Here is a 24561-nt window from a genome sequence, read left to right as displayed (position 1 = left end):
ACCAGTAGTCGGGAGGCAAACTTAGATGGTGGAGCGCTGTTCCAATCGCGTGGCAAATCTTGCGCATTTTCTGTCCAGGAACGCTGCCCGGTGGCCCTCAGGTCCCGCGGTTGTCCAGGATGGGGTCACCTTGAGCTGGTCACAAATCGATTCGCGTGTCTCCGCACTTGCCAAGGGCCTCCAATCGGAATTCGGAGTTTCCAAGGGCGACGGCTTGCTGGTCCAGGCCCAGAACTCGCACCAGATGATCGAGATCATGTTGGCCGCATTTCGTCTTGGAGCCATCTGGGTTCCCTGCAACTTCAGACAGGCTCCGGGGGAAACGGCCTATGCTGCGGAAAAAGCGAAGGCGAAGGTTTTCCTGTGTGACGCGGATTTTGGTGCTCAGGCCGAAGCAATACGAAACGCCAGAGTTCAGCTGTCAGGATGCATTACAATTGGAGCCAGCGACTTTGGCACAAGCTATGAGGATCTCCTCTCCCGTTACCAGGGACAGGTCCTGCCGAACGAGGCAGTGGACTATAACGATCCCTGTTGGCTGTTCTTCACCTCAGGGTCGACTGGCCGCCCGAAGGCAGTTGTCCTCAGTCACGGGCAGATCGGATTCGTTTGCGTCAACTACATGGCAGACCTGTTGCCGGGGACGACGGAGCGCGATGCGTCGCTGGTCATAGCTCCATTGTCGCACGGCGCAGGGTTGCAACTGATTGCCCAGCTATCAGTTGGTTCCACTCATGTTCTTTTGCCCGGAGGCGGCTTCAATCCCTCGACTGCATTCGAGTTGATCGAAAAACACAAGGTCAGCAATCTCTTCACTGTTCCCACAATCGTCAAACGCCTGGTGGAAGACCCTGCTGTCGATCAGCACGATCACTCGAGCCTTCGTCATGTCATTTATGCGGGGGCTCCCATGTACAGGGAGGACCAGAAGCTGGCTCTCCAGAAATTGGGGCACGTTCTGGTGCAATACTACGGACTTGGCGAGGTCACCGGAAACATCACCGTGCTACGGCCACAGGATCATTTTCTGGAGGATGGACCTGAGACACGCAGCGGCACATGCGGTACGGAGCGCACTGGTATAGAGGTTTCGATTCAGGACGAGGATGGCAATCATCTGCCCCCCAATGAAACGGGTGAAGTCTGCGTCATCGGTTCGGCAGTCTGTGCCGGCTATCTGGAAGACGAAGACGCCAACCAGAAGTCTTTCCGGAACGGCTGGTTCCGCACCGGAGACATCGGTCACATGGATGAACAGCGGTACCTCTTCCTGACAGGCCGAGCTTCGGACATGTACATTTCTGGCGGCTCCAACGTCTACCCGAAGGAAGTCGAGGAAGTGCTGCTTACACATCCGGATATTTCCGAGGTCGCAATTCTCGGCATTCCGGACCGGCAATGGGGTGAAGTCGGCCTTGCCGTTTGTGTCCCTGCCCCAGACAAGTCACCCGACCCACAGGAACTCAGCGACTATCTGAATGGCAAGATCGCCCGCTACAAGATGCCTGCACGTTATCTCTTCATTCCCGCAATGCCGACAAGCGCCTATGGCAAGATCACCAAGAAACTGGTGCGGGAGCATTTGACCGAGAAAGGCCTGTTGTGAGACGGCCCGCCCCCAGGTCTCTGTCCGACATTCGTCATCCCGGCCCTTCTGCCATCAATCGGCTCCCCCTTGCCAGATGTCAGGCGAATCCTTTGGAAATCTCCCTGGCAGAGCAAACTCCCTTGCTGGAGGCGCTGGGCCGTTTCGCCACGCACCAGGGACTGAGCTCCGCCGTTCTCGATCTTTCCGGGCTTATGCTCGAAGCGTTCGACTTCGTAATGCCTGCCTGTGCAATCGATGACCGACATGCAGCCTGGTACAGCGACACGCACTCCTCGAAAGGCGCAACACTGGAGTCCGCAGTTGCCATTCTCGGGATGCGAGATGGTGAATGGTTCGCTCATGTACACGCTTATTGGCACGAGGAAGAAGTCGAGCACCTTGGCCACTTACTGCCGCATACGCTGAAGGTTGCGCATCAGGGGGCCATCAAGGGGTACGGCCTGCAAGGCGCAGCGTTCGTGGCATCGCTGGATCCGGAAACCGAATTTACGTTGTTTCGTGTGCAACAGGATGACGAACAGTCACGGACAACCGACTACAATGCGCTCATCACCACACTCGCTCCGTTTGCCGACCTGACGGAAAGCATCCAAGAACTCGCAAAAGAGCTGAAAGCCCCCTCCTACGAAGTCTATGGACTGGGCAGTCTGGCCGGAGCAGCGTTCCGCGATGCCCAGCCGATGACAGGTCTGATTTCGGAGATACTCCTGTCTGCAAACGCTGGCGCGAAACCGGATCAAGAGCTTTGCGTCCCAATCCGCGCCGTTGATCTCGACGGTGGACTGCATCGGGGCATTCTTGCCTCTGGTGGAGCGCCGACTTTGATCACCTGTGAACTGCTGATCATGACCGGATCGAAGGACGACCTAAATCCGATATCGGAGACGGATTGAATACGGCACGTTGTTCGACGCCAAGAACAGTAAGAGAACATTTACCCTTGAAGAACACAATGAGAACAGGTACCATGTTCTTGATTTGTACCAGATGTTTTCTCGGTCAGGGGACGCCTACATGCTGACGCGCAAGCAGTACGAACTGCTCATGTTCATTCACGAAAGACTGAAAGAAACCGGTGTGCCGCCGTCTTTCGACGAAATGAAGGATGCGCTCGACCTGCGCTCCAAGTCCGGCATTCACCGCCTGATCACCGCGCTTGAAGAACGTGGCTTCATTCGACGCCTGCCGAACCGGGCCAGAGCCATGGAGGTTGTTCGTCTTCCGGACTCCATCGCACCCGGCCTGGGCGCTCCACGGCCAAGAGGCAGCTTCTCACCTGAAGTCATTGAAGGCTCACTCGGCAAACCGGAGCCGGAAAAAGCTGCACCGGTTCCGGTGTCCAGTGTTACTGAAATCCCCGTCATGGGCCGCATCGCAGCCGGCGTCCCCATCGAGGCCATTCAAACACACAGCCATTCCATCACAGTGCCGCAGGACCTGCTTGGTCGCGGCGAACACTACGCGCTGGAGGTTCGTGGCGATTCCATGATTGAGGCCGGCATTCTGGACGGTGATACCGTTCTTATCCGCCGGACCGACAGCGCCGACAGTGGCGACATCGTTGTCGCACTTGTGGACGATGAAGAAGCCACCTTGAAACGGCTGCGCAAGAAAGGCGCTTCCATCGCTCTTGAAGCAGCCAACCCGGCGTATGAAACCAGGATCTTCGGCCCCGGCCGCGTTCGTGTTCAGGGCCGCCTCGTTGCCCTGTTTCGTCAGTATTGACCAGTCACTCCTCTGCGCGCGCTTCGGCCACCGAGGCGCGCTCGGCTTGGCGCAAGCTGTCTCTTGTTACCGTTCCCTGCTGATGCCAGGGGCGCGGTGGATCAGGGATGGCAAACTTCAGTTTCTCGATTTTCAGATTTTCGTTTGGCGGATGGCCCGGTGCACTGGCACCGCTCGTAGCATCTGTGGCCTGGCTGAAATCACCGGGCGATAGCCAGATGGAGGCGGCACCACGTTCGGTGCGCGTTCCGTGATCCAGGACGAGGGCTACACCGCAGCTCTCCGGAGCGACAAGATCGGTCACGACCAAATCGGCATATCGGCAATCCAGCTGAAACGCTTCAAATGTCTTTGGCTGCGCGATTGCAAGAAAGGATCGCCTGCCGTCCAATCGTTCTGCGTCCTCTGAATTGACGTAGGCCCTGATGACACAACCGTCCCCATCGCAATTTCTTTGAGGCGATTTCATCTTGTGCGACAAGATCGCATCACTCCTCACTCCTTCCGACTGCAGCCAGAGATCACTTGCAAACGATCTCCCCCTTGCTGCGTAGCGCAAAGTTCCCGATTCATCGCGGGCAGCAATTCGAGAGCCGCTTGCGGCAATCTGGATATCCGGAGGCCGGCTGGTGAGTATAATCAATATTCCTGCGACAAGAGGCAGTCCGGCGAGCACACGCTTTCTGCCAGGCACCAACAATCCGGCAAATAATGCTGATAGCAACAGCAACGCAGCAGCCCCGTCGAGCCTTCCGGAAGTTCCGCTGCCGGCATCCAGGGTTGCGGTAAAGGAAGCAACCTTCAACAGAAGTGAAACGCCTAGAGACATGACAGCCAGAGGGAGAGCTGCAAGGCCGAAGGGCATCAGAACGAATGCAAGTACTCCCATCGGCATCACAACAAGTGAAAACACCGGCATTCCCAGCAAGTTGCCGACAAGGCCATAGGGCGCGATGCGGCTGAAGTGATGAGCTCCTATGATGCCGGTCGCCAGCCCTGCGACCAATGCGGTGACGAACAGCCCCGCAACCCACTTGCCTAGGTAAAGACAAGTCGCCATGCCCCATCCGGACACTCTTTCACCAGATGACAGGGAACGATCTCGCTGCCGCCACAGGTCATAAACGGCGACGAGGCAGATCACGGCAGCGAAGGACATCTGGAAGCCGGGAAAAAACAACCGCTCGGGAGCAATCAGCAAGAGCACGAGGCCGGCCAACGCCACGCTTCGCAGGGTCAGGCCGCGCCGCCCCACCAGAATTCCGACAAAGACAATCGCAATCATCAGGAACGAGCGTTGCGTCGCAACTGCACCACCGGACAGAAGCAGATAAATAACTGCAGCACCAAGAGCTGAAAGTGCAGCCCATTTGTGCACCGGCCACCTGAGCGTCAGGACAGGCACCAACGAAAAGAGCAGTAAGACCGCGCCATAGGCGCCGCCGGCAAAGAGCGCCATATGCAGTCCGGAAATTGCAAGAATGTGAGCCAGTCCGGCGGCCCGCAAAATCTCTTCATGCTCTTCGGTTATTCCGCTGCGGTCTCCAACCAGAAGAGCAACGATCAGTGCTGTTTCCGGCCCTTCCGAAAGATTGCCCCTGATACGCTCCGCGAGGTCTATTCGAAGCTTGGAAACGGCAACGGCCGGGCGAAATTCATTTCCAACGTCCTCAGTATCGATGACCTCGGGGGACCCGAAACTGAAACCCGTCGCTCCAATCTGCTGAAAGAAGGCCCGGAAGGAAAAATCGTATCCTCCTGGAAAGACGGGACCTGCAGGAGGAAACAGCCGCGCACTGACGCTCACGGTGCGCCCCACTTCAATGTCGCTTCCTGCCGGAACGCGCAAGCGCACCTTAACGGGGAACTCGCCTTCCTCGACAGGACGCCCATTGACCGTGGATACGGCCAGCACGATCCGGTGACCGGCTGCCCCGCTGTCAATCTCTTCTATGTAACCAACAAGATCCGTGTTCATCTGTTCGGCAAGGCGCGGCGCCGAAACATATGCCGTGCGAAGACTGGAGGCTGCCAGTCCGGCAAAGAATGCCAGGAGGAGAACGACGGAAACCGCCACCGTGCCTCGCTGCTTCACACGCCAGAGAACCGCGCTTACCAGCACGACCAGAAATCCCAACAGAACCCAGGAAGGTTCTTCGGGCAACGAAACGTAAACTCCAATTCCCGCGGCAAACGCGAAGGCACACCACAACAGCCCTTGCGAATCCCAAAGACGATCTGCTGACGCATTGTGAGCGGAATAAGTGTGACCAGCGCCCGCTAGCCTTGAACGTCGTTTCTCGCGTATTTCAGGCTTGAGCACGGCAGGTGATAAATCCTCGCGCTCAACATCAAGGGTTGCCGTTTTCGACCGGCCGGCAGAAATATCGAGCGGACCGGACCGTGACGTCACTTCAGCTCCTCGTTTTGGTCCAAGAAATGGCCGGAGCCCCTATTTAGCCTCGCCAAAGCCTGTGCTAAGACCGCGCCACCAATCCGGCGCGCTCCGCGCCGTCATACTGACAGAGACTTTCATAAAGCACCATGGCACAGAACATCGTCACGCGCTTCGCCCCGTCCCCGACCGGGTTCCTGCATATCGGCGGCGCCCGCACCGCGCTCTTCAACTGGCTCTTCGCACGTCATCACGGCGGCAAGATGCTGCTGCGGATCGAAGATACGGATCGGGCTCGCTCCACGCAGGAAGCGGTGGACGCATTGATTGACGGCCTGTCCTGGCTTGGGCTCGACTGGGACGGAGACCCGATCTCCCAGTTCTCCCGTGTTGAGCGCCACAAGGAAGTGGTCGAGGAAATGCTGGCCAACGGCACGGCCTATCGCTGCTATTGCACCCCGGAAGAGCTCGACGCCATGCGCGAGAAAGCCCGCGCCGAGGGCAAGCCGCCCCGCTATGACGGAACATGGCGCGAGCGAGACGCCTCCGAAGCCCCGGCCGGAGTTGACCCGGTCATCCGCATCAAGGCCCCTCAGGAAGGCGAGACGGTGGTCGACGATCTCGTTCAGGGTCGTGTCGTGATCCCGAACAAGGACCTTGATGACTTCGTACTGATGCGCTCCGACGGGACGCCGACTTACATGCACGCCGTTGTGGTGGACGATCACGACATGGGCATCACACACATCATCCGCGGCGTCGACCACTTGACGAATGCAGCCCGCCAGACGCTCATCTTCAAGGCTCTGGGATGGGATGTGCCGGCGATGGCGCATATTCCGCTCATTCACGGGCCGGACGGCGCAAAACTTTCCAAACGTCACGGTGCGACCGGCGCCGAAGCCTATCGCGAGATGGGCTATCTGCCGCAGGCCATGCGGAATTATCTGGCACGTCTCGGCTGGAGCCATGGTGACGAGGAAATCATTTCGCTCGAAGACATGATCAAGTGGTTCGGTTTCGACGCTGTCGGCCAGTCGGCTGCGCGTTTCGATTTCAAGAAACTTGAGAACCTCAATGGCCATTACATGCGCGCGACCGATGACGGCGAATTGCTGGGCCATTGGAAGGTCTATCTCGCACATGCCGAAGGCGGCGACCAGATTCTCGCCTGGCTTGCCGATGGTGACAACGAGAACACCGCGCTTGCAGCACTTCCCGGACTGAAGGAACGGGCCAAGACCCTGGTCGAACTGACGGAAAGCGCTTCCTACCTGTGGCGTCAGCGCCCGCTCGACACCGACGAAAAGGCCCAGAAGATCCTGGACGACGACGCCCGGGCGATCCTGAAGGATCTTCACGAAGTTCTTTCCAGCGCTTCTGACTGGAGCGCGGACCCGCTGGAAACTGCAGTAAAGGCCTACGCGGAAGACAAGGAATTGAAACTGGGCAAGGTGGCGCAGCCGCTACGGGCCGCGCTGACGGGCCGAGGCACGTCGCCCGGCATTTATGACGTCCTTATCGCTCTTGGCCGGGAAGAATCCCTTGCCAGAATTCAGGATCAGGCAGCCTGAGACAAAGCACTGCCGGATGCATTTTTAGGCAAAAGCCAAGCTTCCGGCAGTCGCTCTGGTTGGCGAAATCCGTCTTTGACCAAAGCGTTATATCGGCCAGCTTGCGGCAGTGCAGTAAATGGGCTACGCAAGACGCGAAAAAGTCTCCAGTGCTGGTCCGGCAACCGGAAACGGGACCCATCGCCAGAAGGGTCAAACCAGGACAGCACATCCGTTTAACGTAAAGGGGTTTCTGAATGGCCGACAACAACGCCAAGCTCAATGTCGGTGGTAACGACCACGCATTCGACGTTCTTGACGGATCCATCGGACCGTCGGTTGTGAACATCTCGTCCTTGTACAAGGACACGGGCATGTTCACCTACGACCCGGGCTTCACCTCCACCGCCTCCTGCGAGTCCAAGATCACCTATATTGATGGTGACGAAGGCACCCTGCTCTACCGCGGGTACCCGATCGAGCAGCTCGCAGACCACGGCGACTTCCTGGAGTCCTGCTATCTTCTGCTCTACGGCGAACTGCCGACGAAGACCCAGAAGGACGACTTCGTCAATCGTGTGACCTACCACACGATGATCCACGAACAGATGAACCGGTTCTTCTCCGGCTTCCGTCGCGACGCCCACCCGATGGCAGTCATGGTCGGCACGGTTGGGGCGCTGTCCGCCTTCTATCACGACTCGACCGACATCACCGATCCGCACCAGCGCATGGTTGCGTCCCTGCGCATGATCGCGAAGATGCCGACCATCGCCGCAATGGCTTACAAGTACCACGTTGGTCAGCCATTCGTTTATCCGCGCAACGACCTGAGCTATGCGGCAAACTTCCTGCACATGTGCTTTGCGGTCCCTTGCGAGGAATACAAGGTGAACCCGGTTCTGGCCCGCGCCATGGATCGCATCTTCATTCTTCACGCCGACCATGAGCAGAATGCATCGACCTCTACGGTTCGTCTGGCAGGTTCTTCGGGTGCAAATCCGTTTGCCTGTATCGCAGCCGGTATCGCTTGCCTCTGGGGGCCGGCACACGGCGGCGCCAACGAAGCAGCGCTCAACATGCTGTCGGAAATCGGCTCCGTGGACCGCATTCCGGAATATGTCGCTCGCGCCAAGGACAAGAACGATCCATTCCGTCTGATGGGCTTTGGTCACCGCGTCTACAAGAACTACGACCCGCGTGCGCGCATCATGCAGAAGACCACGCACGAAGTTCTCGGCGAGCTTGGCATCAAGGACGATCCGCTGCTGGACGTGGCAATGGAGCTCGAAAAAATCGCGCTCAACGACGAATATTTCGTCGAGAAGAAGCTGTACCCGAATATCGACTTCTATTCCGGCATCACGCTGCGCGCGCTTGGCTTCCCGACCACGATGTTTACCGTTCTGTTCGCTCTGGCCCGTACCGTAGGCTGGATCGCCCAGTGGAAGGAAATGGTGGAAGATCCGTCCCAGCGCATCGGCCGTCCGCGCCAGCTCTACACTGGTGAGAAACTGCGCGACTACACGCCGATCGACCAGCGCCGTTAAGACAGCACACAGACAAGCGTCTGGAATTTGCAGCAGCATTTCAGCTGTATGCATATCAAAACGGAAGACGCTCGACTTTATTGCCGGGCGTCTTCTTCATTTTGTTACCCAGCGGAAACAAAACAAATCCAAGAAATATTATTTCAGCTCAATCCAGGAGAGAAAAAAAGATTTCACCCATAATTTCTAAAAAGAATAGAAATGATCGAATATTTACCAAGAAAATAAAAAGAAATAAAAAACAAAAATAACGCGTTCAAAAATCGAAATAGGATTCTTCTAATTTGCAAAATTACTACGGATATAAAGAATTGATCGTTATAATTATATCATAAATTCCCATTATTGAAAATTTTCACGAATAATAAGGAATCTTTGCTTACCCTTTCAAACAAATAGCGCGCATTGAACACGCCGGGGTTTCGAGGGGTTAACATGAGTTTCCTGAAGTTCGCTTCTGACTTGAAGTTTGGGGTAAAAGTCGGCGGTAGTTTTGCTGCCGTTGTTGCCCTTACAGGCATCGTAGGTGGTGTTGGCGCATACAGCGTCTTGACCCTCTCGGAGCGCATGGAGGTTGCCAAACAATCAACTTCCGCCATTGCGCAGTTGCAGAACCTCGCAAGCAAGAAGGAAAGCTTCCTGTCCTCACAGGACCTTCAGACAGCTGAGGCAACGATCTCCGACATCGGTGTGTTGAGCGCCGAACTTGAAACGCTCCAGAACCAGCTGAAGGCTGATCCCGAAGCTCAGGTTCCCGTCGCTGAAGCAGCTACTGCTGTAAAGCAATTCCGTGAGGCTTTCGAAGAGGTCGTCGGCCTGACGCAGACACAGACCGCAAAGCAACAGCAACTTGATGGCGCTGTGCAAAATCTTGAGAAGATCTCTTCGGAGATCCTCGGCAAGGCCCTGATGGCGCGAGACGGCGTCAGCCAGGACGAGACAAACGCACGCAAGACGCTGGTGCTCGCCAACAAGGTCGGCCAGGCTGCTGCCGGCTTTCAGGAAGAGGCACTTACCCTTCAAAATCTTTTCAACGCCGCAGCCAACAACGCCAAGCAGCTTTCAGACATCAAGGACCGGGTTGCCCTGCTTGTGCCTTCTGCCAAGCAGATGGCCGCAAACAGTTTTGACGGCGTCGACCCGGGCAAGTTTCAGCAGCTTGCCGCCAAAACAGCCGAACTGGAGCAGACACTCGGCAAACTGACCGAGACGAAGGACTACATCGCGATCTTCGACCTGACAGATGCCGCCAAGGCAGGGTTCGAGCAGCTTGTTTCCGATGTGAAGGAAATCCGTTCACAGGCAAATGTGGCCATCGACAATGTCTATGCACAGGCCGACCAGATCAACCAGCGCTTCTATGTCGTCGACAGCGTCGCGGACACGGTTATGCAGATCGAGGCAGACGCAAACGCGGTAAAGGCCGCCGCGTTCTACTTCATGCTGTCGCCGAGCGACACGTCTCAGCAGGCCGTGACGACCGGTCTCGAGGGCCTCGACAAACTGGCGTCCCGACTCGAATCGAGCGCCAAGGACTTCCCGGCGATCTCCGACATCGTTCCGGCGGTGAAGAGCTCTATCGACAGCTTCGCTGCGAGTTTTTCCGAACTGGCTTCAAACCAGCTCCAGCTCGCCGGACAGATCGATACCATGACGGATCTGTCTCAGACAGTGCAGACGCAAATCACCACCATCTCCACCAATCAGAGCGCTGCTGCACAGGCCTCCAGCACCAGCGCACTTGGCGTTATCAGCCTCGCCCTTCTGACAGCCATCCTGGCCGGCGTTGGAATGGCTATCGCACTCAACTTCGCGGTGACACGCCCTCTTCGCCGGACGACCGAAACCATGTCCCGCTTGGCGGAAGGTGACACGGATGTCGAGATCGACGGTACCGGGCGTGGTGACGAGATTGGCGACATGAGCCGAACCATGCAGGTCTTCCGCGACAACGCCGTTGAAAGACTGCGCCTGCAGTCGGAAACAGAGCAAGACCAGCACCTGCGTGCAGAGCGGCAAGCCCGCATTGAGGCGCTGATTTCCGGTTTCCGTGAGAAAGCGACAGAAGTCCTGGGCTCCGTTGCAGAGACGGCTCAGACACTTGATGGCACCGCTCAGGATCTCAGCGCTATCGCCAGCCAGAACTCCAGCCTTGCCGATAGCACCTATGGCGTCACCGACGAAGCGACACAGAACGTTCAGACGGTTGCGAGCGCTGCAGAAGAGCTTGCCGCTTCTATTCAGGAAATCTCCCGTCAGGTGAACCAGACCACGCAGGTTGTCGACCGGGCAACCGAAGGCACCCAGGTTACCAACGAAAAGGTTCAAAGCCTTTCAACTGCAGCCACCAAGATCGGCGAAGTCGTCAACCTGATCCAGGCGATTGCAGAGCAGACCAATCTCCTGGCCCTCAATGCAACGATCGAAGCTGCACGCGCCGGCGAGGCCGGCAAGGGTTTTGCAGTCGTTGCCGCCGAAGTGAAGGAACTGGCAACCCAGACGTCCAAGGCCACTGAGGAAATCAGCTCGCAGATATCCGAAATCCAGAACGCAACCAAGGACGCCGTTGTCGCAATCGAGGCGATCACACAGACTATGGAAGAGGTCAACGAATACACCTCAACCATTGCAGCGGCAGTCGAACAGCAAGGTGCTGCAACGAGCGAAATCTCGGTCAACGTTCAGCGGGCCGCCGAGGGCACTGGTTCCGTAAAGACCAACATGTCGGATCTATCGCAGGCAGTCGCCCAGACCAGTCAGAACGCCAATCTGGTTCTCGGCGCTTCAAGCGAATTGTCTCAGAAAACCGATATTCTGAAGAATGAAGTTGGACATTTCCTGGACAACGTGGCGAACGCCTGAGCAAAGCAACCTGATCCCACGAAACTTGGAAAAACCGGGGGCGTACTGCACCCGGTTTTTTTGTTTGTCTGGCCTGCACCGGTTCATCGGAGCTTCCAAAAGTTTGCCCCATTCAGGGGCGCGACTGCTTCATGTCTTAATTTTCAGCATGAAAATGTCGTCGCGACAGAGTTGCCATTTCAGCGAAAGCTGAGTGTTTCTCGCGTAAAAACAATCACTTGAAGAAGATAAGAATATTCACAATATTCCAATCAATATTCGTTAAAATACTATCGATTAAGCTGAAATTCACCTAAAGTTATTTTTGGTAATTTCATTACTTTTATTCGATTATCACTTAAAAAATTTGCTGCTACGCTCCCTAAGTCATTTCGTTTCTTTGAAATGAAGGGAGAAAATAATGACTGCTTGTAGTATTAAATCACTTACAGTTGCGGCAACAATTAGCCTCTTCGGGTTGCCAGCAATCGCAGCCGACATAAATCTTTCTTTTGACAAGATAACAACTGTCGAAGCTGACGGTGACATGTCGGTGTGCACCAAAAGGTATGGATCCGGTTACAAGACAAGCGCATCTGACAAAGGTGCTGAGCACCGGGTGACGGACAACGGACACTCGTTCAAAGTAGTCAGCAACGATGTTTCTCAGAACATGGGAGTCGTTTCGTTTCACAATACCTACCTGATGTCCTTTGATGGTGAAACGGACCCTGTTTCAGCTGAACTGTGGGCGACCGGTCTGGTCGGCGAACCGGTGTTCCGTGGAACTTTCTCGGATGGCACCTGCCGCGGCCACGTTGATATGTCAGCGTCCTGAACCGGCGAAGCCGCAACTTCCATAATTTCCTTTTTGTTCCCGCTTTCATCGAATTGGGAGAAAATCACATGAAAAATCTCTTGAAACTCTACCAGCAAGCAAATCGTTTTCCGCACGACATCAACCAGGCCGACAGCAAGGCTCTCTGCTACGGCGGTCATTGCGTTGTACACATTGATCCCTCTGCCGAGGGTGAAACGGTCGACCGTAAAACGTCAGAAAAGAAGTAACCCTTCCAACATTTTACCCGTTTCCCGGACCAAAAGGTGAGCCTACGTTGCCCCGGGAATCGGGCATCACGGAGAAAGGGAATGCGATGCCGACAGCTGAATTTGCCTTGCCCTTCGATACTGTCGATGAGCTTGATCTGGAATGCATCATCACCAAGTTGACCGCCTCGGATACCGCCGGCGGATACAACTGGCCTGTCTCCTCGGCCCGCAAGGTTGAAGAGGCCTACAGGTCGTTCCTCAAATCTGCCAGAGACCAGATGCAAAATGGCGCCAACATGAGTGTGCACCTGCAGCCAACCCACGTCGTCGATATCTTCTGGCACACCCACATCCTCTTCACGCGAGAATACTTCAAGGACTGCGAAGCGGTCTTCGGACAATATCTGCACCATGAACCAGTTTTGCCCGGCCAGTAACCGTCTCAAACACCCGAGAACTGCTGCTCCCTTCAGGCTGGATCATCTTCTGAAGGAGCGCCAAGACCTTTTCAGGTGGCCCAAAACCTTCGAAGCTGACATTCATGCAATAACGGCCCACATTGGCGAAGCTGCCAGCGCAGGCGTACTGGCCGGGTTAGAAACGGACCTTCAGGAAAAAGCTGAGAGAGCAGCGCGCACTGCTTTGGAACTTTCGGAAGGTGTCTCGGCTGTCTTCGGCCACAGTATTATCCAGCTCCTGGAGCAGGTTCTGATCACCCGATCCGAGAACCATCCAGTGGCGACCTTGAACAAGGATTTCTTCCTGTTCGACAAGACCTTGATGAAACTCGGTATCGCACAGGAGAAGTTCCCGACACTGGACGAGTTGGTCAGGAAATCTCCTTCGCATCACACTGTCCTGCTAAGTGCACCGAACAATCCGACCACGCAGGATCTTTCACCTTGCGAACTGGCGGACCTGGTGAGTGCCAGAGAAGGACTGGTGCTCCTGGACGAGGCTTACGTGCTTTTCTCAGAAGACCCAGAACACCGCCTCGCCTTTTTGAAGAAGCATCCCAACCTGGTTCTTTTGCGCGGCACCTCAAAGAGCGGTCTTGCGGGTCTTGGGCTTGGTTATATGCTTTGTAGCGAGACGACTGCCGTGGAGTTCCTCCAGTCACGCGTGAGCAGTATGATAAGTGCCATTCAAGCTGCCATGGCGATACGCTTGTTCGGCAAATACGATGAGCTCCGGCGCATGGCATCCCGTCTCGCGGGCATGCGCGACGACACCGGACGCAGGATCGCGCAGGAGACGCGATGCCATCCGGTTTCTGGTAGTTGCGACTTTCTTCTGATACGCACCGGACGCAGCGATTGCAGCGAAATCGTCCGCACGATGAATGACAGTGGAATACCCGCCCTCGCCTATGAACCGCTGCCCGGCTATGAAGACGTGGTGAAACTGTTCCCCGCCGCTTTTGAGCGAGGCGACGACATCGTCAGGATCCTGTCTTCATAGCAGCAAGCACGACATCGGCTGCAGCCCCGCGCTGGCTATGCCCGTCCGGCAATCGCATAACATCATCAAGCTTTTGCAGATGCTCGATCTGTTGCTGGCGTTCAGGACCGCTGTTCAGAAGCTCAACGAGATGGTTCGCCAGCACCTTTGGCTGGACTTCCTCATCAAGGAACTCCGGAATGGCTTTTGTTCCCAGGATGATGTTTGGCAGGACAAAGGAATCAACGCTCGAGAATTTGAAGACCCGGTTGAGTTCCTTCATCCGTCTGAAAAACCAGTCGACCTTGTAGGCAACGACCATCGGAACGCCTGATAGAGCCAACTCAAGTGAAACAGTGCCTGACGCGGCCAAGGCTGCGTGCGCCTTTCTGAAGGCCGCCCGCTTGGCGTCCAGGCCGGTCACAATCTCGACCGGAACAGGCCAATGGGCCGTATCCTGCCGGATCTTGTCTTCAAGGTGCGCGACTGCCGGCAGAATAACCTTGAGCCCGGGCAACTTTTCTTTGACGATCGCAACGGTCTTGGCGAAGTCGCCTAGCAACCTGTCGATTTCACTTCGCCGGCTCCCCGGAAGCACAAGCAGGATCTTCTCCTCTGCCTCTACAGGCGCTCTTTCGCCAGTTGAAGGACGCAGTTCGGAAGCGATTTCACTCAAGGGATGGCCGACGTAATGGGTGCGCGGGCCACCGAGCTTGCGGTGCACATCAGGTTCAAACGGCAACAAGGCCAGAAGGTCGTCGACGTAGACGCTCATCTTGCGGGCCCGGCCTGGACGCCAAGCCCAGACAGAAGGCGAAACATAACCAACGATGGGTATATGAGGCGCGCGCTTGCGCACGCGCTTGGCAACGTTATGCGTGAAGTCCGGACTGTCGACGATAACCAGAATATCCGGATTGGCCGCAACCACGGCATCCACGGTCTGGTAGACCCGCTTGATGATCAACGGCAATCTGGCGAGTACTGCCGTCAATCCCATGACGGAAACATCAGACATGTCAAAGAAGCTTTTGAGGCCCAGAGACATCATCCGTTCGCCGCCGACACCGCAGTAACGGACACCTACGCCCAACCGTTCGTTGAGCGCTTTCATCAATTCCGACCCGAGCTGGTCACCAGATTCTTCGCCTGCAACCAGGCAAATCGTGGGCATTTTTCCTGTCATCACGAACGCTCGTCCGATTGTCCCTTTGAGGAGGCACCAATCCTCGTGCCGTGCTCTATACCGATGACAAAAAGGCCGGCATTGTCCGCCTTCCTGAGCGTCTCTTCCTTTTCCGCGATCAGTGCGCCGCTCGCCTCAACTGCAATGCCGGCAAGGCCTGCTGCAGCTGCGAGGTCAATAGTCATCGGGCCGACGGTTGGAAGATCCACCCGCAAGTCCTGGTTCGGCTTTGCTGTCTTTACCAAGACACCCGCGCGGCCTTTGGAACGGATCCTGCCAATGCGCTTGAGCTCCGCGCAGCGCTGCAGCATGGCGTCGGTCCCTTCTGCCCCTTCAAGCGCAACAACCCGCCCACCAACGGCAATCGCCGCCTGACCGATATCGAGTTCACCGAGCTTTTCCGTCGCCCGCAAGGCCAGCTCAGCATCCCGCCAGTCTCCCTGGTTCGGCTGAACTTTGCCAAGCACACCACTTGAGGCAAGCAGTTGCGGCGCCACATCCTTGATCCCCACAACGCGATACCCCTCAACTTCAAACAGCCGGATCACCTTGGTCAACAGACTGTCATCACCGCCGGCCAGTGCCCGGATGATCGTCGGCAATCGCTTCAAGGTACCCAAATCGCCAAGTATGGACGTGAAATCGGGGCGCCTGGATACACCTCCGATCAGAAGCACGTCCCGGCACCCGGTCTTTTTCAGAAATTTGTAAAGCCGGCCGATTTCGCCCCAGCCGAGTTCGGTATCGGCCTGTGCCCGCGTGCGTTCATCAGCTTCGCCCTTGATGGCGATAATCCTGAATTCACGTCCGGCGCTTCTGAGCGCTTCAGCAATCTGACAGGGCAGACTGCCATTGCCTGCGATCAGGGCAAGGCGTGGCTCCAGTCCCGTATCTGCCCCGTTCATCCGTCAGTCATCGCTGCGCGGCGTGCAGAACCGGCGGTCTTCCTTTTCAAGGATGAAGTCGGTAACCGTCTTGACCAGGGGTTGATCGGCACCTTCTGCAGCAACAGCTTCTGCCCGGCTGCGCAGGGTTCCTTCGTTGCTCTCAAACAGTGCGCGATAAGCTGCCCGCAAAGCGTGGATCTGCTCCCGAGGCAAGCCCTTGCGCTTGAGACCAACCAGATTGAGACCGGCAAGACGTGCGCGGTCACCGATCACGGAACCATAGGGAATGACGTCGAATTCGACGCCGGTCATTCCGCCGACGATCGCACCTGTTCCAACGCGAGACCATTGCCGGACCGCACTCAAGCCGCCCAGAATGACGAAGTCGTCAAGCTCGACGTGACCTGCAAGCGTGGCGTTGTTCGCCAGAATTGCGTGATTGCCGACCTGACAATCGTGGCCGACATGCGAGCTCATCATGAACAGGCAATTGTCACCGACCCTGGTATAGCCTCCGCCACCTTCCGTACCGGGGCTCATGGTGACATGTTCACGGATTTGGTTGTTGGTGCCGATTTCCAAAAAGCTCACTTCACCCGCAAACTTGAGATCTTGTGGCTTGTGACCAATGCTGGCGAAGGGAAAGATATGCGTTTTGGCACCCACACTCGTGTGGCCCGTGACGACGACATGCGATTCCAGGATAACTCCGTCAGCAAGTTTCACATTCGGGCCAACTGTAGAATAAGGCCCGATTCGAACGCCCTCGCCGATTACGGCCCCGTCTTCGACTATGGCCGTTGGATGTATGTCAGTCATATTTCCTCACGCATCTACCAGCATGGCGCTGACTTCAGCTTCTGCGACCTTGTTGCCATCGACCTTGGCAACGGCGTCGAACTTCCAGATGTTGGAGCGTTGCTTGATCTTCTTGACGTGGAAATGAACCTGATCACCAGGCTCCACAGGACGGCGGAACTTCGCCTTGTCGATGGTCATGAAATAGACAAGCTGCGGCGGCGCATCGTCACCACGGGCATGCACGCAAAGAGCCCCGGCAGTCTGTGCCATGGCTTCGATCAGAAGAACACCCGGGAATACGGGCCGCTCCGGAAAATGTCCGGTGAAGTGCGGTTCGTTGATGGTGACGTTCTTGATGCCGATGCAGCTGTTGTCGCCATCCATCTCGATGATCTTGTCGATCAGAAGAAAAGGATACCTGTGCGGCAGCAGCTTCATGATCCGCATGATGTCTGCGCTGGCAAGTGTTTTGTTTTCTGCGTCTTCCATATAATACCCCTTGGCGAATTACCGCCGCAAAGTCCTGTTTGTATTCCGTTTACGATCCGCCGCCACGCTCTGCAAGCTTTCTGACGGCAGCGACTTCACGGAACCACTGTTTGACCGGCTTTGCGGGCGTGCCGCCGTAGCGTCCCCCGGCAGGCAAATCATCGTTGACTACGCTCACCGCGGCCACCTGCGACCCCATGCCGATCGTTACGTGACCACGCACACCGGTTTGCCCGCCAATGGCGACGAAATCCTCGAGTGTGCAGCTTCCGGAAAGACCGACCTGAGAAACGATCACGCAGTGACGGCCGACCACAACATTGTGGCCAATCTGAACCTGGTTATCGATCTTCGTGCCTTCGCCGATGATGGTATCCCGGTTTGCGCCACGATCGATGGTGGTGTTGGCGCCGATTTCAACGTCATCCTGAATGATCACGCGGCCGACCTGGGGAACCTTGAGATGCCCCATCGGCCCCATCGCATAGCCAAAGCCATCCTGACCGCAGCAAACGCCAGGATGCATATAGACGCGGTTGCCAAGCACAGTGTGTTGAACCGTGCAATTCGAACCGATTACACAGTCCCGGCCAATCTTGACGCCCTGTCCGATGACAGCGTTGGCCCGGATCACCGTGCCCGCACCGATCTCTGCCCCCGCGCCGATCACGACACCAGGTTCTACCGTGACATTGTCTTCCAGTGACGCAGCCGGATCGATTACAGCCCGTTCTGAAATGACTGCAGCGCCAGGTTCTACCGGAACCATGGCTGCAGGATAAAGCTTGGCGAGAACCTTCGCCCAGGAGCGATAGGCATCTGAACATACAAGAACAGCAACGCCCTCCGGCACCTTGTCCTTGTGTTTCCGGTTGACCAGGCATGCAGCTGCCGTGGTCCCGTCCAGTTGCTTCAGGTAAGCGGTGTTGTCGAAGAACACCAGAGCGCCGGGCGTGGCATCTTCCAATGGCGCTACACCTGTTATTTCCAGGGTAGGTTCGCCGCGAGCGATCTCAGCTTCCGCCCACGTTGCGATGTCTGAAAGAGAGACCGGAGCCGGAGACTCAAAAAATTTTGGCTCGGACATGATGTTATCCTTCTTGCCAGCCAACAAAAACGGCCGCCGAACGTGTCGGCGGCCGTTTTTTATCCTATGTGACCGCAGTTTAGAAGCGCGTACCGCCGCTCAACCGGAAAATCTGCGTTTTGTCGGAGTCGTCTTTGACGATCGGGTAAGCAAAGTCTGCCCGCAGAGGTCCGAACGGAGAGTTCCAGCGGATACCTGCACCGACCGACGCACGAACGTTGAAGTCGTTCGAGTCTATCTGGCCACCGTTGGTTTCCACCAGGTTCACCAGACTGCTGTCGGCATCCCACAGGGAACCCGCATCGGCAAACACTGCCCCGCTCAGGCCGAATTCCTTCGGGAGGACCGGGAACGGGAACCGGGTTTCGGCAGTTGCCGCGAAGTAGAACCGACCACCAATAGCGTCTTCGGTCGTTGCGTCACGCGGGCCGATACCCTGGTTCTCAAAGCCACGAACGAGAGTGCCGCCAAGCATGAACTGTTCGGACACACGCAGACGCTCATCACCAAGGGCCATGATGTTACCACCACGCACCGACAGGCTACCGACCAGACCGTAGTCAGCCAGGATTTCCTTGTAGGCGCGAGCCTGAGCTTCGGTCTTGATGTAGAAGCTGTCGCCACCCAGACCAGCAATTTCCTGACCGAAGGAAGCATAGATGCCATCGGACGGGTCCAAGATCCGGTCGAGCGTGTTGTAACGCAGCTCGTAGCCAACCAGAGACGTCAGGTAGGTGCCGAGGGAGTCACAGACCGCCAGGGAAAGGCTTGCGGTGTCACAGTTGTTGATGTTGGTCGAGTTGTTGTCCGGATCGGAGTTCTTCTCCTGGAAGATGTTGTAGAACAGACGGACAGTCAGCTCATCTTCCCGAAGCGGCAGAGTGAAACCGAACCCGCCACCGGTCTTCTTCTGATCGAAGGAACGGTAGTCGTTGGCATCATCGACCTTGCGATAGAGGTCCAGATCCAGGGCAACACGACGCCCCATGAAGAACGGCTCTACAAAACGGAACTCGTAGGACTGGGTGTCCGTACCGCCGCCAACAGCGAGCTTCACGAACTGGCCACGGCCCAGGAAGTTCTTCTCGGTCAGCGAAATGTCACCAATGACACCGTCAACCGTCGAATAACCAACACCGAAGGAGATTTCGCCAGTCGGCTTTTCTTCGACGCGAACGTTCACCACCACGCGATCAGGCGCACTGCCCTGCTGCGTCGTGATGGAAACCTTCTCGAAGAAACCGAGATTGCGCAGACGGCGCTCCGCCTTGTCGACAAGCGCACGGTTGAACGCATCGCCTTCAGCAATGTCGAACTCGCGGCGAATGACATACTCGCGGGTACGGTCGTTGCCAATCACGTTGATCCGCTCGATGTAGGCACGAGGACCTTCTTCGATGTAGTAGATCAGGGAGATCGTGTTGTTGTCGTAGTCACGAGCACCGCGCGGACGGACACGAGCAAAGGCATAACCTTCTTCCGACACGCGAAGCGTGATGTCTTCGACAGACTGCTCGACGCGCAGCGAGTTGAAGGTCTGACCACTCTTGGTGCGGATCAGGCGGCGAAGATCTTCCGGATCAACGTCGGCAATCGTGGAAACGATCTCGACATCACCAATCTCGTATTTCTCACCCTCTTCCACCGTGAACGTCACGTAGAAGATGTTCTGCTCGCGATCGAGGTCTGCACTGGTGGAGACGATACGGAAGTCCGCATAGCCCTTCTTGTTGTAGTACTGACGCAGCAACTCCTCGTCCGCAGCCAAACGGTCCGGATCATAGGTATCGGTGCTGCGAAGCCAGCTCAGAAGGCCGCTTTCGCGTGTACGGATGACATCGCGCAGGCGGCCGTCGCTGAATGCGGAGTTGCCGATGAAGCTGATGCGCTCGACGCCGGTCTTTGCACCTTCGTTGATCTCGAAAACAAGATCGACGCGGTTCTGACCACGATCGATGATCTGCGGCTCGACGGACGCACCATAGCGACCGGAGCGACGATAAGCTTCAAGAATATTCTGGACGTCAGCCTGAACCTTGGCACGGGACAGCATCGAACGCGGCTGAGACCGTACAGCGGTTTCCAGCGCGCTGTCCTTGATCTTCCGGTTACCTTCGAAAGAAACCCTGTTGATGATCGGGTTCTCGGTAACCGTTACAACGACAACGCTTCCACGCGGGGTGATGTCGACCGTTGCAAAAAGGCCGGTTGCGTAGAGCGCCTTCAGTGACTCGTCGACATCGAACGCGCTGTAGGAGCGTCCGGGAACGATGGTCATGTAACTGACAACGGTTTCATCCTCGACACGGGTGTTGCCACGCACGTCAATGCTTCTGGCCACCGCTGCCTGTGCCTGTGAAACCAGGGACACCGGCCCGAAAGCTTTCGGCAAAACCGTCCCGATCGAAAATACGGCCACCGCCAACAGTACGGCCCGTGTAAGTCTCTGCAATCGCTGCATTATTGCGCTATGCCTTTGTTTTTAATACCCCTCCCGAGAATCCGCACTCACCCCAGCAGATTCTCGGAACCGACGAGTGTTTTATAGGTTTTTACCGATAACGCAACCGCCCTTCCGGGCGGAAAGCGATTTAGTCTGAAGACGTTGCGTCAATGTCACGGGTGTCATGAATTGGTTCCCACGAGCCGCATGATATCCTTCCATGTGACGAACACCATCAGCATGAGAACAAGTCCCAGACCGATCCGGAAACCAACGTCCTGAACTCTTTCGCTGAGCGGTTTGCCACGCAGGGCTTCTGCAGCGAAGTAAACGAGGTGTCCGCCGTCGAGAATCGGCACCGGTGCCAGGTTGATCAGACCGATGCTGACAGAAAGTACGGCCGCCAGAGAAATGAGCGGCAGGAATCCGAGATCCGCGACCTGTCCGGAAATCTGGGCCACCCGGATCGGACCACCAAGCTGGTCTGCCGACTGCCGCTGGGAAATAATGCCCCAGATATAGCTGACCGTGCTTTCGATGATACGCCAGGTTTCCGCAGTCCCTTCAAGAGCCGCTTCGCCAAGCCCGTATTTGATGTGAATGAGATGAGACGGGTCGGACACGCCGCGAAGGCTGATATCGCCGGCCACCTGCCTCTCACCGAAAAAGACTTCTTTTTCCTTCGCGTCGGGCGTAACGGTCAAAGTGACGTCTTGCCCGCCCCGTTCGACTTCGAAAACGAGAGGCGTATTGGCGTTCATCAGGACGATCTGACGCATCTCGCCGAACGTCTGGATAGGCCTGCCGTCAATTTCCTTCACGATATCGCCGGCCAGAAGCCCGTCGCGCTCAGCTGCACCACCCGCAAAAACCTGCTCGACGACAGGCTCGAACCCCTGCTTGCCGGAGGTTACGAAGAGAGCGGTAAAGATCACGATCGCGAGAAGGAAGTTGGCGATGGGCCCAGCGGCCACAACGGCCATGCGTTGCCAGACCGGTTTGGCGATGAAAGCCGTTTTGCGGTCCTCTTCGCTCATCTGCGCAATCGCCTCGCGGCTTGGTATGCTTGCCGCATTTTCATCGCCGGCGAACTTGACGTAGCCACCAAGCGGAATCCAGCAGAGTTTCCAACGTGTTCCCTTCCGGTCATTAAAACCGAATAGCTCACGTCCGAAGCCGACGGAAAAAGCATCCACCTTTACGTTGCACCAACGAGCCACAGCGAAATGGCCGAGCTCATGGAAGAAGACGACGATTGTAAGCACAAAAAGAAAGGGAATGATTGTGCCGACTATCAGGGAATAGGCGGAAACGAGAAGGTCCATGAACTGTGTCCGATCCTGCGCAGCTAGGATTGTTTTGAAGGATTGTACTAAAAAGAAAATTACGGCGTGTTAATGGTGGGAAACCAAAAATTCGGGGCCTTCAACACCCCGATTACCGTGTTCTTATCCATTCACCAGTCTTCTGCCGTGCTTCTGCGTCGATGGCAAGAACATCCTCGACGCTGGCAGCGTCCGTCAGCTTACCGCCTGCCCCCATCGCATCCAGCACCTCTTCAATGGCAGCCGGAATGTCCATAAAGCCGATCCGACCCTTCAGAAAAGCGTCCACGGCAACCTCATCTGCAGCGTTAAGCACAGCCGGTGCCATTCCCCCTGCCCGCATGGCTTCCAGCGCAAGCCGGAGCGCCGGGAACCGGTCCAGGTCCGGGGCTTCAAAAGTGAGTGTGCCGAGTTCGGCCAGATCCAGACGTTTCACCGGAACGTTCATCCGGCGGGGAAAGGCAAGGCAGTGGGCGATCGGCGTGCGCATGTCCGGACTGCCGAGTTGAGCCAGCAGGGATCCGTCCTTGTATTGCACAAGTCCGTGAACCGTCGATTGCGGATGGACCAGAACGCCAAGCTGATCGTGGGCGACCGGAAAAAGATGGGACGCTTCTATAACCTCGAAGCCCTTGTTCATCATCGTTGCGCTGTCGATCGTAATGCGTGCGCCCATGTCCCAGTTCGGATGCTTGAGCGCCTGCTGCGGTGTTACCCGTGCCATATCGGCTTTCGAGACACTCCTGAACGGTCCGCCCGACGCCGTCAGAATAACCTTCTCGACCATGTCGGCCTTGTCGGTTTCAAAAACCTGGAAGATGGCATTGTGCTCGCTGTCGACGGGCAAAAGTTCCGCGCCGGTCGCGTGGATCTTGGCCATGAACAGATCACCCGCGCAAACCAGGCATTCCTTGTTGGCAAGTGCAATGCGGCGCCCTGGCCGGATCGCGGCCATGGTCGGCTTCAATCCCGCAGATCCTACAATGGCACCGACGACGATATCCGTATCCTGCGTGACCGCTTCCAGAACGGCAGCCTCACCGGCCCCGGTTGCAATGCCGCTGCCGGCAAGCCGCTCCTTGAGTTCCGGATAACAGGTTTCCTCGGCAAGGATCGCGGAACCGGTCTTTAGCGCTTTTGCCATGTCGGCAAGACCCGCGGTGTTCCGGTTCGCAACCAGCGCGACGACTTCATAGCTGTCCGGATTTCTTTGAATGAGATCCGCCAAGCTCTGGCCGATGGACCCAGTGGCCCCTAGAACGGTTATCCGGGTTTTCGCGCCAGGGCCGCGGGCTGCAGAGGCAGCTGCCATGCCTGTTACTCCAAATTCAAATCAGACCGAGGCCGGCAATAGGGTCTGCAAGACTGCCCCCAGCGACAAGGCCAATCAGCACGGCGAATATGGCTGCGGCCACCAGACCGTCGATCCGGTCCATGATGCCGCCATGCCCGGGGATCAGCTTGCTGGAATCCTTGACGTCGAACCGCCGCTTGATGGCAGACTCCAGAAGGTCCCCTGCCTGAGAGACGACCGAGAGCCCGGCCGCCAGTAAAGCCCAAAGCATCAGGTCCTGCGCATTTGCGACAAAAGCAACGCCAGCGCCGAAAACCGTGGCGAGCACCAGCCCGCCGATGGCACCAGACCAGGTCTTCTTAGGTGATACACGTGGCCAGAGCTTGGGCCCACCCAATGCTCGGCCGGTAAAATAGGCGAAAATGTCGGTTGCCCAGACAACAAACAGCAGAAAAAACGCGACCAGAAGCCCGTTGCTTCCTTCACGAAGTACAAGCAGCGAGAACAGTGCAAGCCCGCTGTAGAGGATCCCTTCGATGGCCCATCGTCCAGCCTTGGAGAAACCACCAAGCGCATAAGCGATCAAAGCACCAGCAACCATGGCCCCGAGACCAAGGTCAGGATGTCCGGCTACGGTCAGCACCCCAATGGCAAACAGCGTGGCGAACCCGGTGAGTGAACTGGGTGACTTTGCCTGTGTCCCGGTGATCGTGAACCATTCCCACAGGAACAGTCCGGACGCGACCAGCGTCAGCGCAGCAAAGGGCAGATTGCCCAGATAGGTGATCAGAAGAACAAGAGGCCCCAGAACGAGTGCCGAAATGAACCTGAGGCGAAGGTCGGACAGTTTTTTCGGGTTCTGATCTGGTTCTGCCATTGCTCAAGC

General features: G+C 56.7%; 20 protein-coding genes. 10 read left to right on the top strand and 10 right to left on the bottom strand.

The window, feature by feature from the left end; translation table 11 throughout:
* Positions 1-25 precede the first annotated feature (25 nt).
* From FIV05_RS19625 to lexA, 3 genes are all read left to right on the top strand, one after another.
* Complete coding sequence (locus FIV05_RS19625; protein WP_152510682.1) at positions 26-1606, top strand: acyl-CoA synthetase; 1581 nt, start codon at positions 26-28, stop codon at positions 1604-1606.
* A 92-nt stretch (positions 1607-1698) separates the two neighbouring features.
* The gene (locus FIV05_RS19620) at positions 1699-2502 is read left to right on the top strand and encodes a hypothetical protein (protein ID WP_209009716.1); all 804 of its coding nucleotides are present in this window, start codon (positions 1699-1701) and stop codon (positions 2500-2502) included.
* Between the two features lie 121 nt (positions 2503-2623).
* Positions 2624-3334, top strand: a complete 711-nt coding sequence (lexA, locus tag FIV05_RS19615) for a transcriptional repressor LexA (RefSeq protein WP_022998485.1) — start codon at positions 2624-2626, stop codon at positions 3332-3334.
* Positions 3335-3338: 4 nt separating this feature from the next.
* Here lexA and FIV05_RS19610 read toward each other — a convergent pair whose 3' ends face one another.
* Complete coding sequence (locus tag FIV05_RS19610; protein ID WP_173013892.1) at positions 3339-5498, bottom strand: ComEC/Rec2 family competence protein; 2160 nt, start codon at positions 5496-5498, stop codon at positions 3339-3341.
* A 380-nt stretch (positions 5499-5878) separates the two neighbouring features.
* On the opposite strand from FIV05_RS19610, the gene gltX reads away from it, so the two are divergent.
* From gltX to FIV05_RS19580, 7 genes are all read left to right on the top strand, one after another.
* On the top strand, positions 5879-7303 hold the full coding sequence (gene gltX, locus FIV05_RS19605; protein ID WP_152510680.1) for a glutamate--tRNA ligase: 1425 nt from the start codon (positions 5879-5881) through the stop codon (positions 7301-7303).
* 236 nt (positions 7304-7539) lie between these two features.
* A complete protein-coding gene (gltA, locus tag FIV05_RS19600) occupies positions 7540-8832 on the top strand; it encodes a citrate synthase (protein ID WP_022998477.1) in 1293 nt (430 codons plus the stop codon).
* Positions 8833-9267: 435 nt separating this feature from the next.
* On the top strand, positions 9268-11694 hold the full coding sequence (locus tag FIV05_RS19595; protein WP_173013891.1) for a methyl-accepting chemotaxis protein: 2427 nt from the start codon (positions 9268-9270) through the stop codon (positions 11692-11694).
* A gap of 400 nt (positions 11695-12094) precedes the next feature.
* Positions 12095-12511, top strand: coding sequence for a hypothetical protein (locus tag FIV05_RS19590; protein WP_152510679.1), 417 nt, complete (start codon positions 12095-12097; stop codon positions 12509-12511).
* 68 nt (positions 12512-12579) lie between these two features.
* Complete coding sequence (locus tag FIV05_RS31635) at positions 12580-12741, top strand: hypothetical protein (RefSeq protein WP_173013890.1); 162 nt, start codon at positions 12580-12582, stop codon at positions 12739-12741.
* Positions 12742-12827: 86 nt separating this feature from the next.
* On the top strand, positions 12828-13160 hold the full coding sequence (locus tag FIV05_RS19585; protein ID WP_152510678.1) for a hypothetical protein: 333 nt from the start codon (positions 12828-12830) through the stop codon (positions 13158-13160).
* Positions 13135-14184: an aminotransferase class I/II-fold pyridoxal phosphate-dependent enzyme gene (locus FIV05_RS19580; protein ID WP_152510677.1), complete on the top strand. Its 1050-nt coding sequence runs from the start codon at positions 13135-13137 to the stop codon at positions 14182-14184. The genes FIV05_RS19585 and FIV05_RS19580 overlap by 26 nt, the downstream gene beginning before the upstream one ends.
* Here FIV05_RS19580 and lpxB read toward each other — a convergent pair.
* The 9 genes from lpxB to FIV05_RS19535 form a co-directional block, all read right to left on the bottom strand.
* A complete protein-coding gene (gene lpxB / locus FIV05_RS19575; protein ID WP_286202209.1) occupies positions 14165-15337 on the bottom strand; it encodes a lipid-A-disaccharide synthase in 1173 nt (390 codons plus the stop codon). The two genes, FIV05_RS19580 and lpxB, sit on opposite strands and share 20 nt — an antisense overlap.
* 11 nt (positions 15338-15348) lie before the next feature.
* Positions 15349-16254, bottom strand: a complete 906-nt coding sequence (gene lpxI, locus FIV05_RS19570) for a UDP-2,3-diacylglucosamine diphosphatase LpxI (protein ID WP_152510675.1) — start codon at positions 16252-16254, stop codon at positions 15349-15351.
* Between the two features lie 3 nt (positions 16255-16257).
* Complete coding sequence (gene lpxA, locus FIV05_RS19565) at positions 16258-17055, bottom strand: acyl-ACP--UDP-N-acetylglucosamine O-acyltransferase (protein ID WP_152510674.1); 798 nt, start codon at positions 17053-17055, stop codon at positions 16258-16260.
* Between the two features lie 6 nt (positions 17056-17061).
* Positions 17062-17526 (bottom strand): 3-hydroxyacyl-ACP dehydratase FabZ, encoded by a 465-nt coding sequence (gene fabZ, locus FIV05_RS19560; protein WP_022998467.1) that lies wholly within the window; start codon positions 17524-17526, stop codon positions 17062-17064.
* Between the two features lie 49 nt (positions 17527-17575).
* Positions 17576-18613: a UDP-3-O-(3-hydroxymyristoyl)glucosamine N-acyltransferase gene (gene lpxD, locus FIV05_RS19555; RefSeq protein WP_055656567.1), complete on the bottom strand. Its 1038-nt coding sequence runs from the start codon at positions 18611-18613 to the stop codon at positions 17576-17578.
* Positions 18614-18692: 79 nt separating this feature from the next.
* Complete coding sequence (gene bamA, locus FIV05_RS19550) at positions 18693-21074, bottom strand: outer membrane protein assembly factor BamA (protein ID WP_152510673.1); 2382 nt, start codon at positions 21072-21074, stop codon at positions 18693-18695.
* 164 nt (positions 21075-21238) lie between these two features.
* Positions 21239-22381, bottom strand: a complete 1143-nt coding sequence (gene rseP, locus FIV05_RS19545; RefSeq protein ID WP_152510672.1) for an RIP metalloprotease RseP — start codon at positions 22379-22381, stop codon at positions 21239-21241.
* 112 nt (positions 22382-22493) lie between these two features.
* Positions 22494-23693 (bottom strand): 1-deoxy-D-xylulose-5-phosphate reductoisomerase, encoded by a 1200-nt coding sequence (locus FIV05_RS19540; protein WP_152510671.1) that lies wholly within the window; start codon positions 23691-23693, stop codon positions 22494-22496.
* A gap of 16 nt (positions 23694-23709) precedes the next feature.
* Positions 23710-24552: a phosphatidate cytidylyltransferase gene (locus tag FIV05_RS19535; protein WP_152510670.1), complete on the bottom strand. Its 843-nt coding sequence runs from the start codon at positions 24550-24552 to the stop codon at positions 23710-23712.
* Positions 24553-24561: the final 9 nt, after the last annotated feature.

Origin of the sequence: Labrenzia sp. THAF191a (assembly GCF_009363335.1) — a bacterium.
Classification (GTDB): Bacteria; Pseudomonadota; Alphaproteobacteria; order Rhizobiales; family Stappiaceae; genus Roseibium; species Roseibium algicola.
Note: the sequence above shows the minus strand (reverse complement) of the source record. Positions and strands in the feature narration are given on the sequence as shown.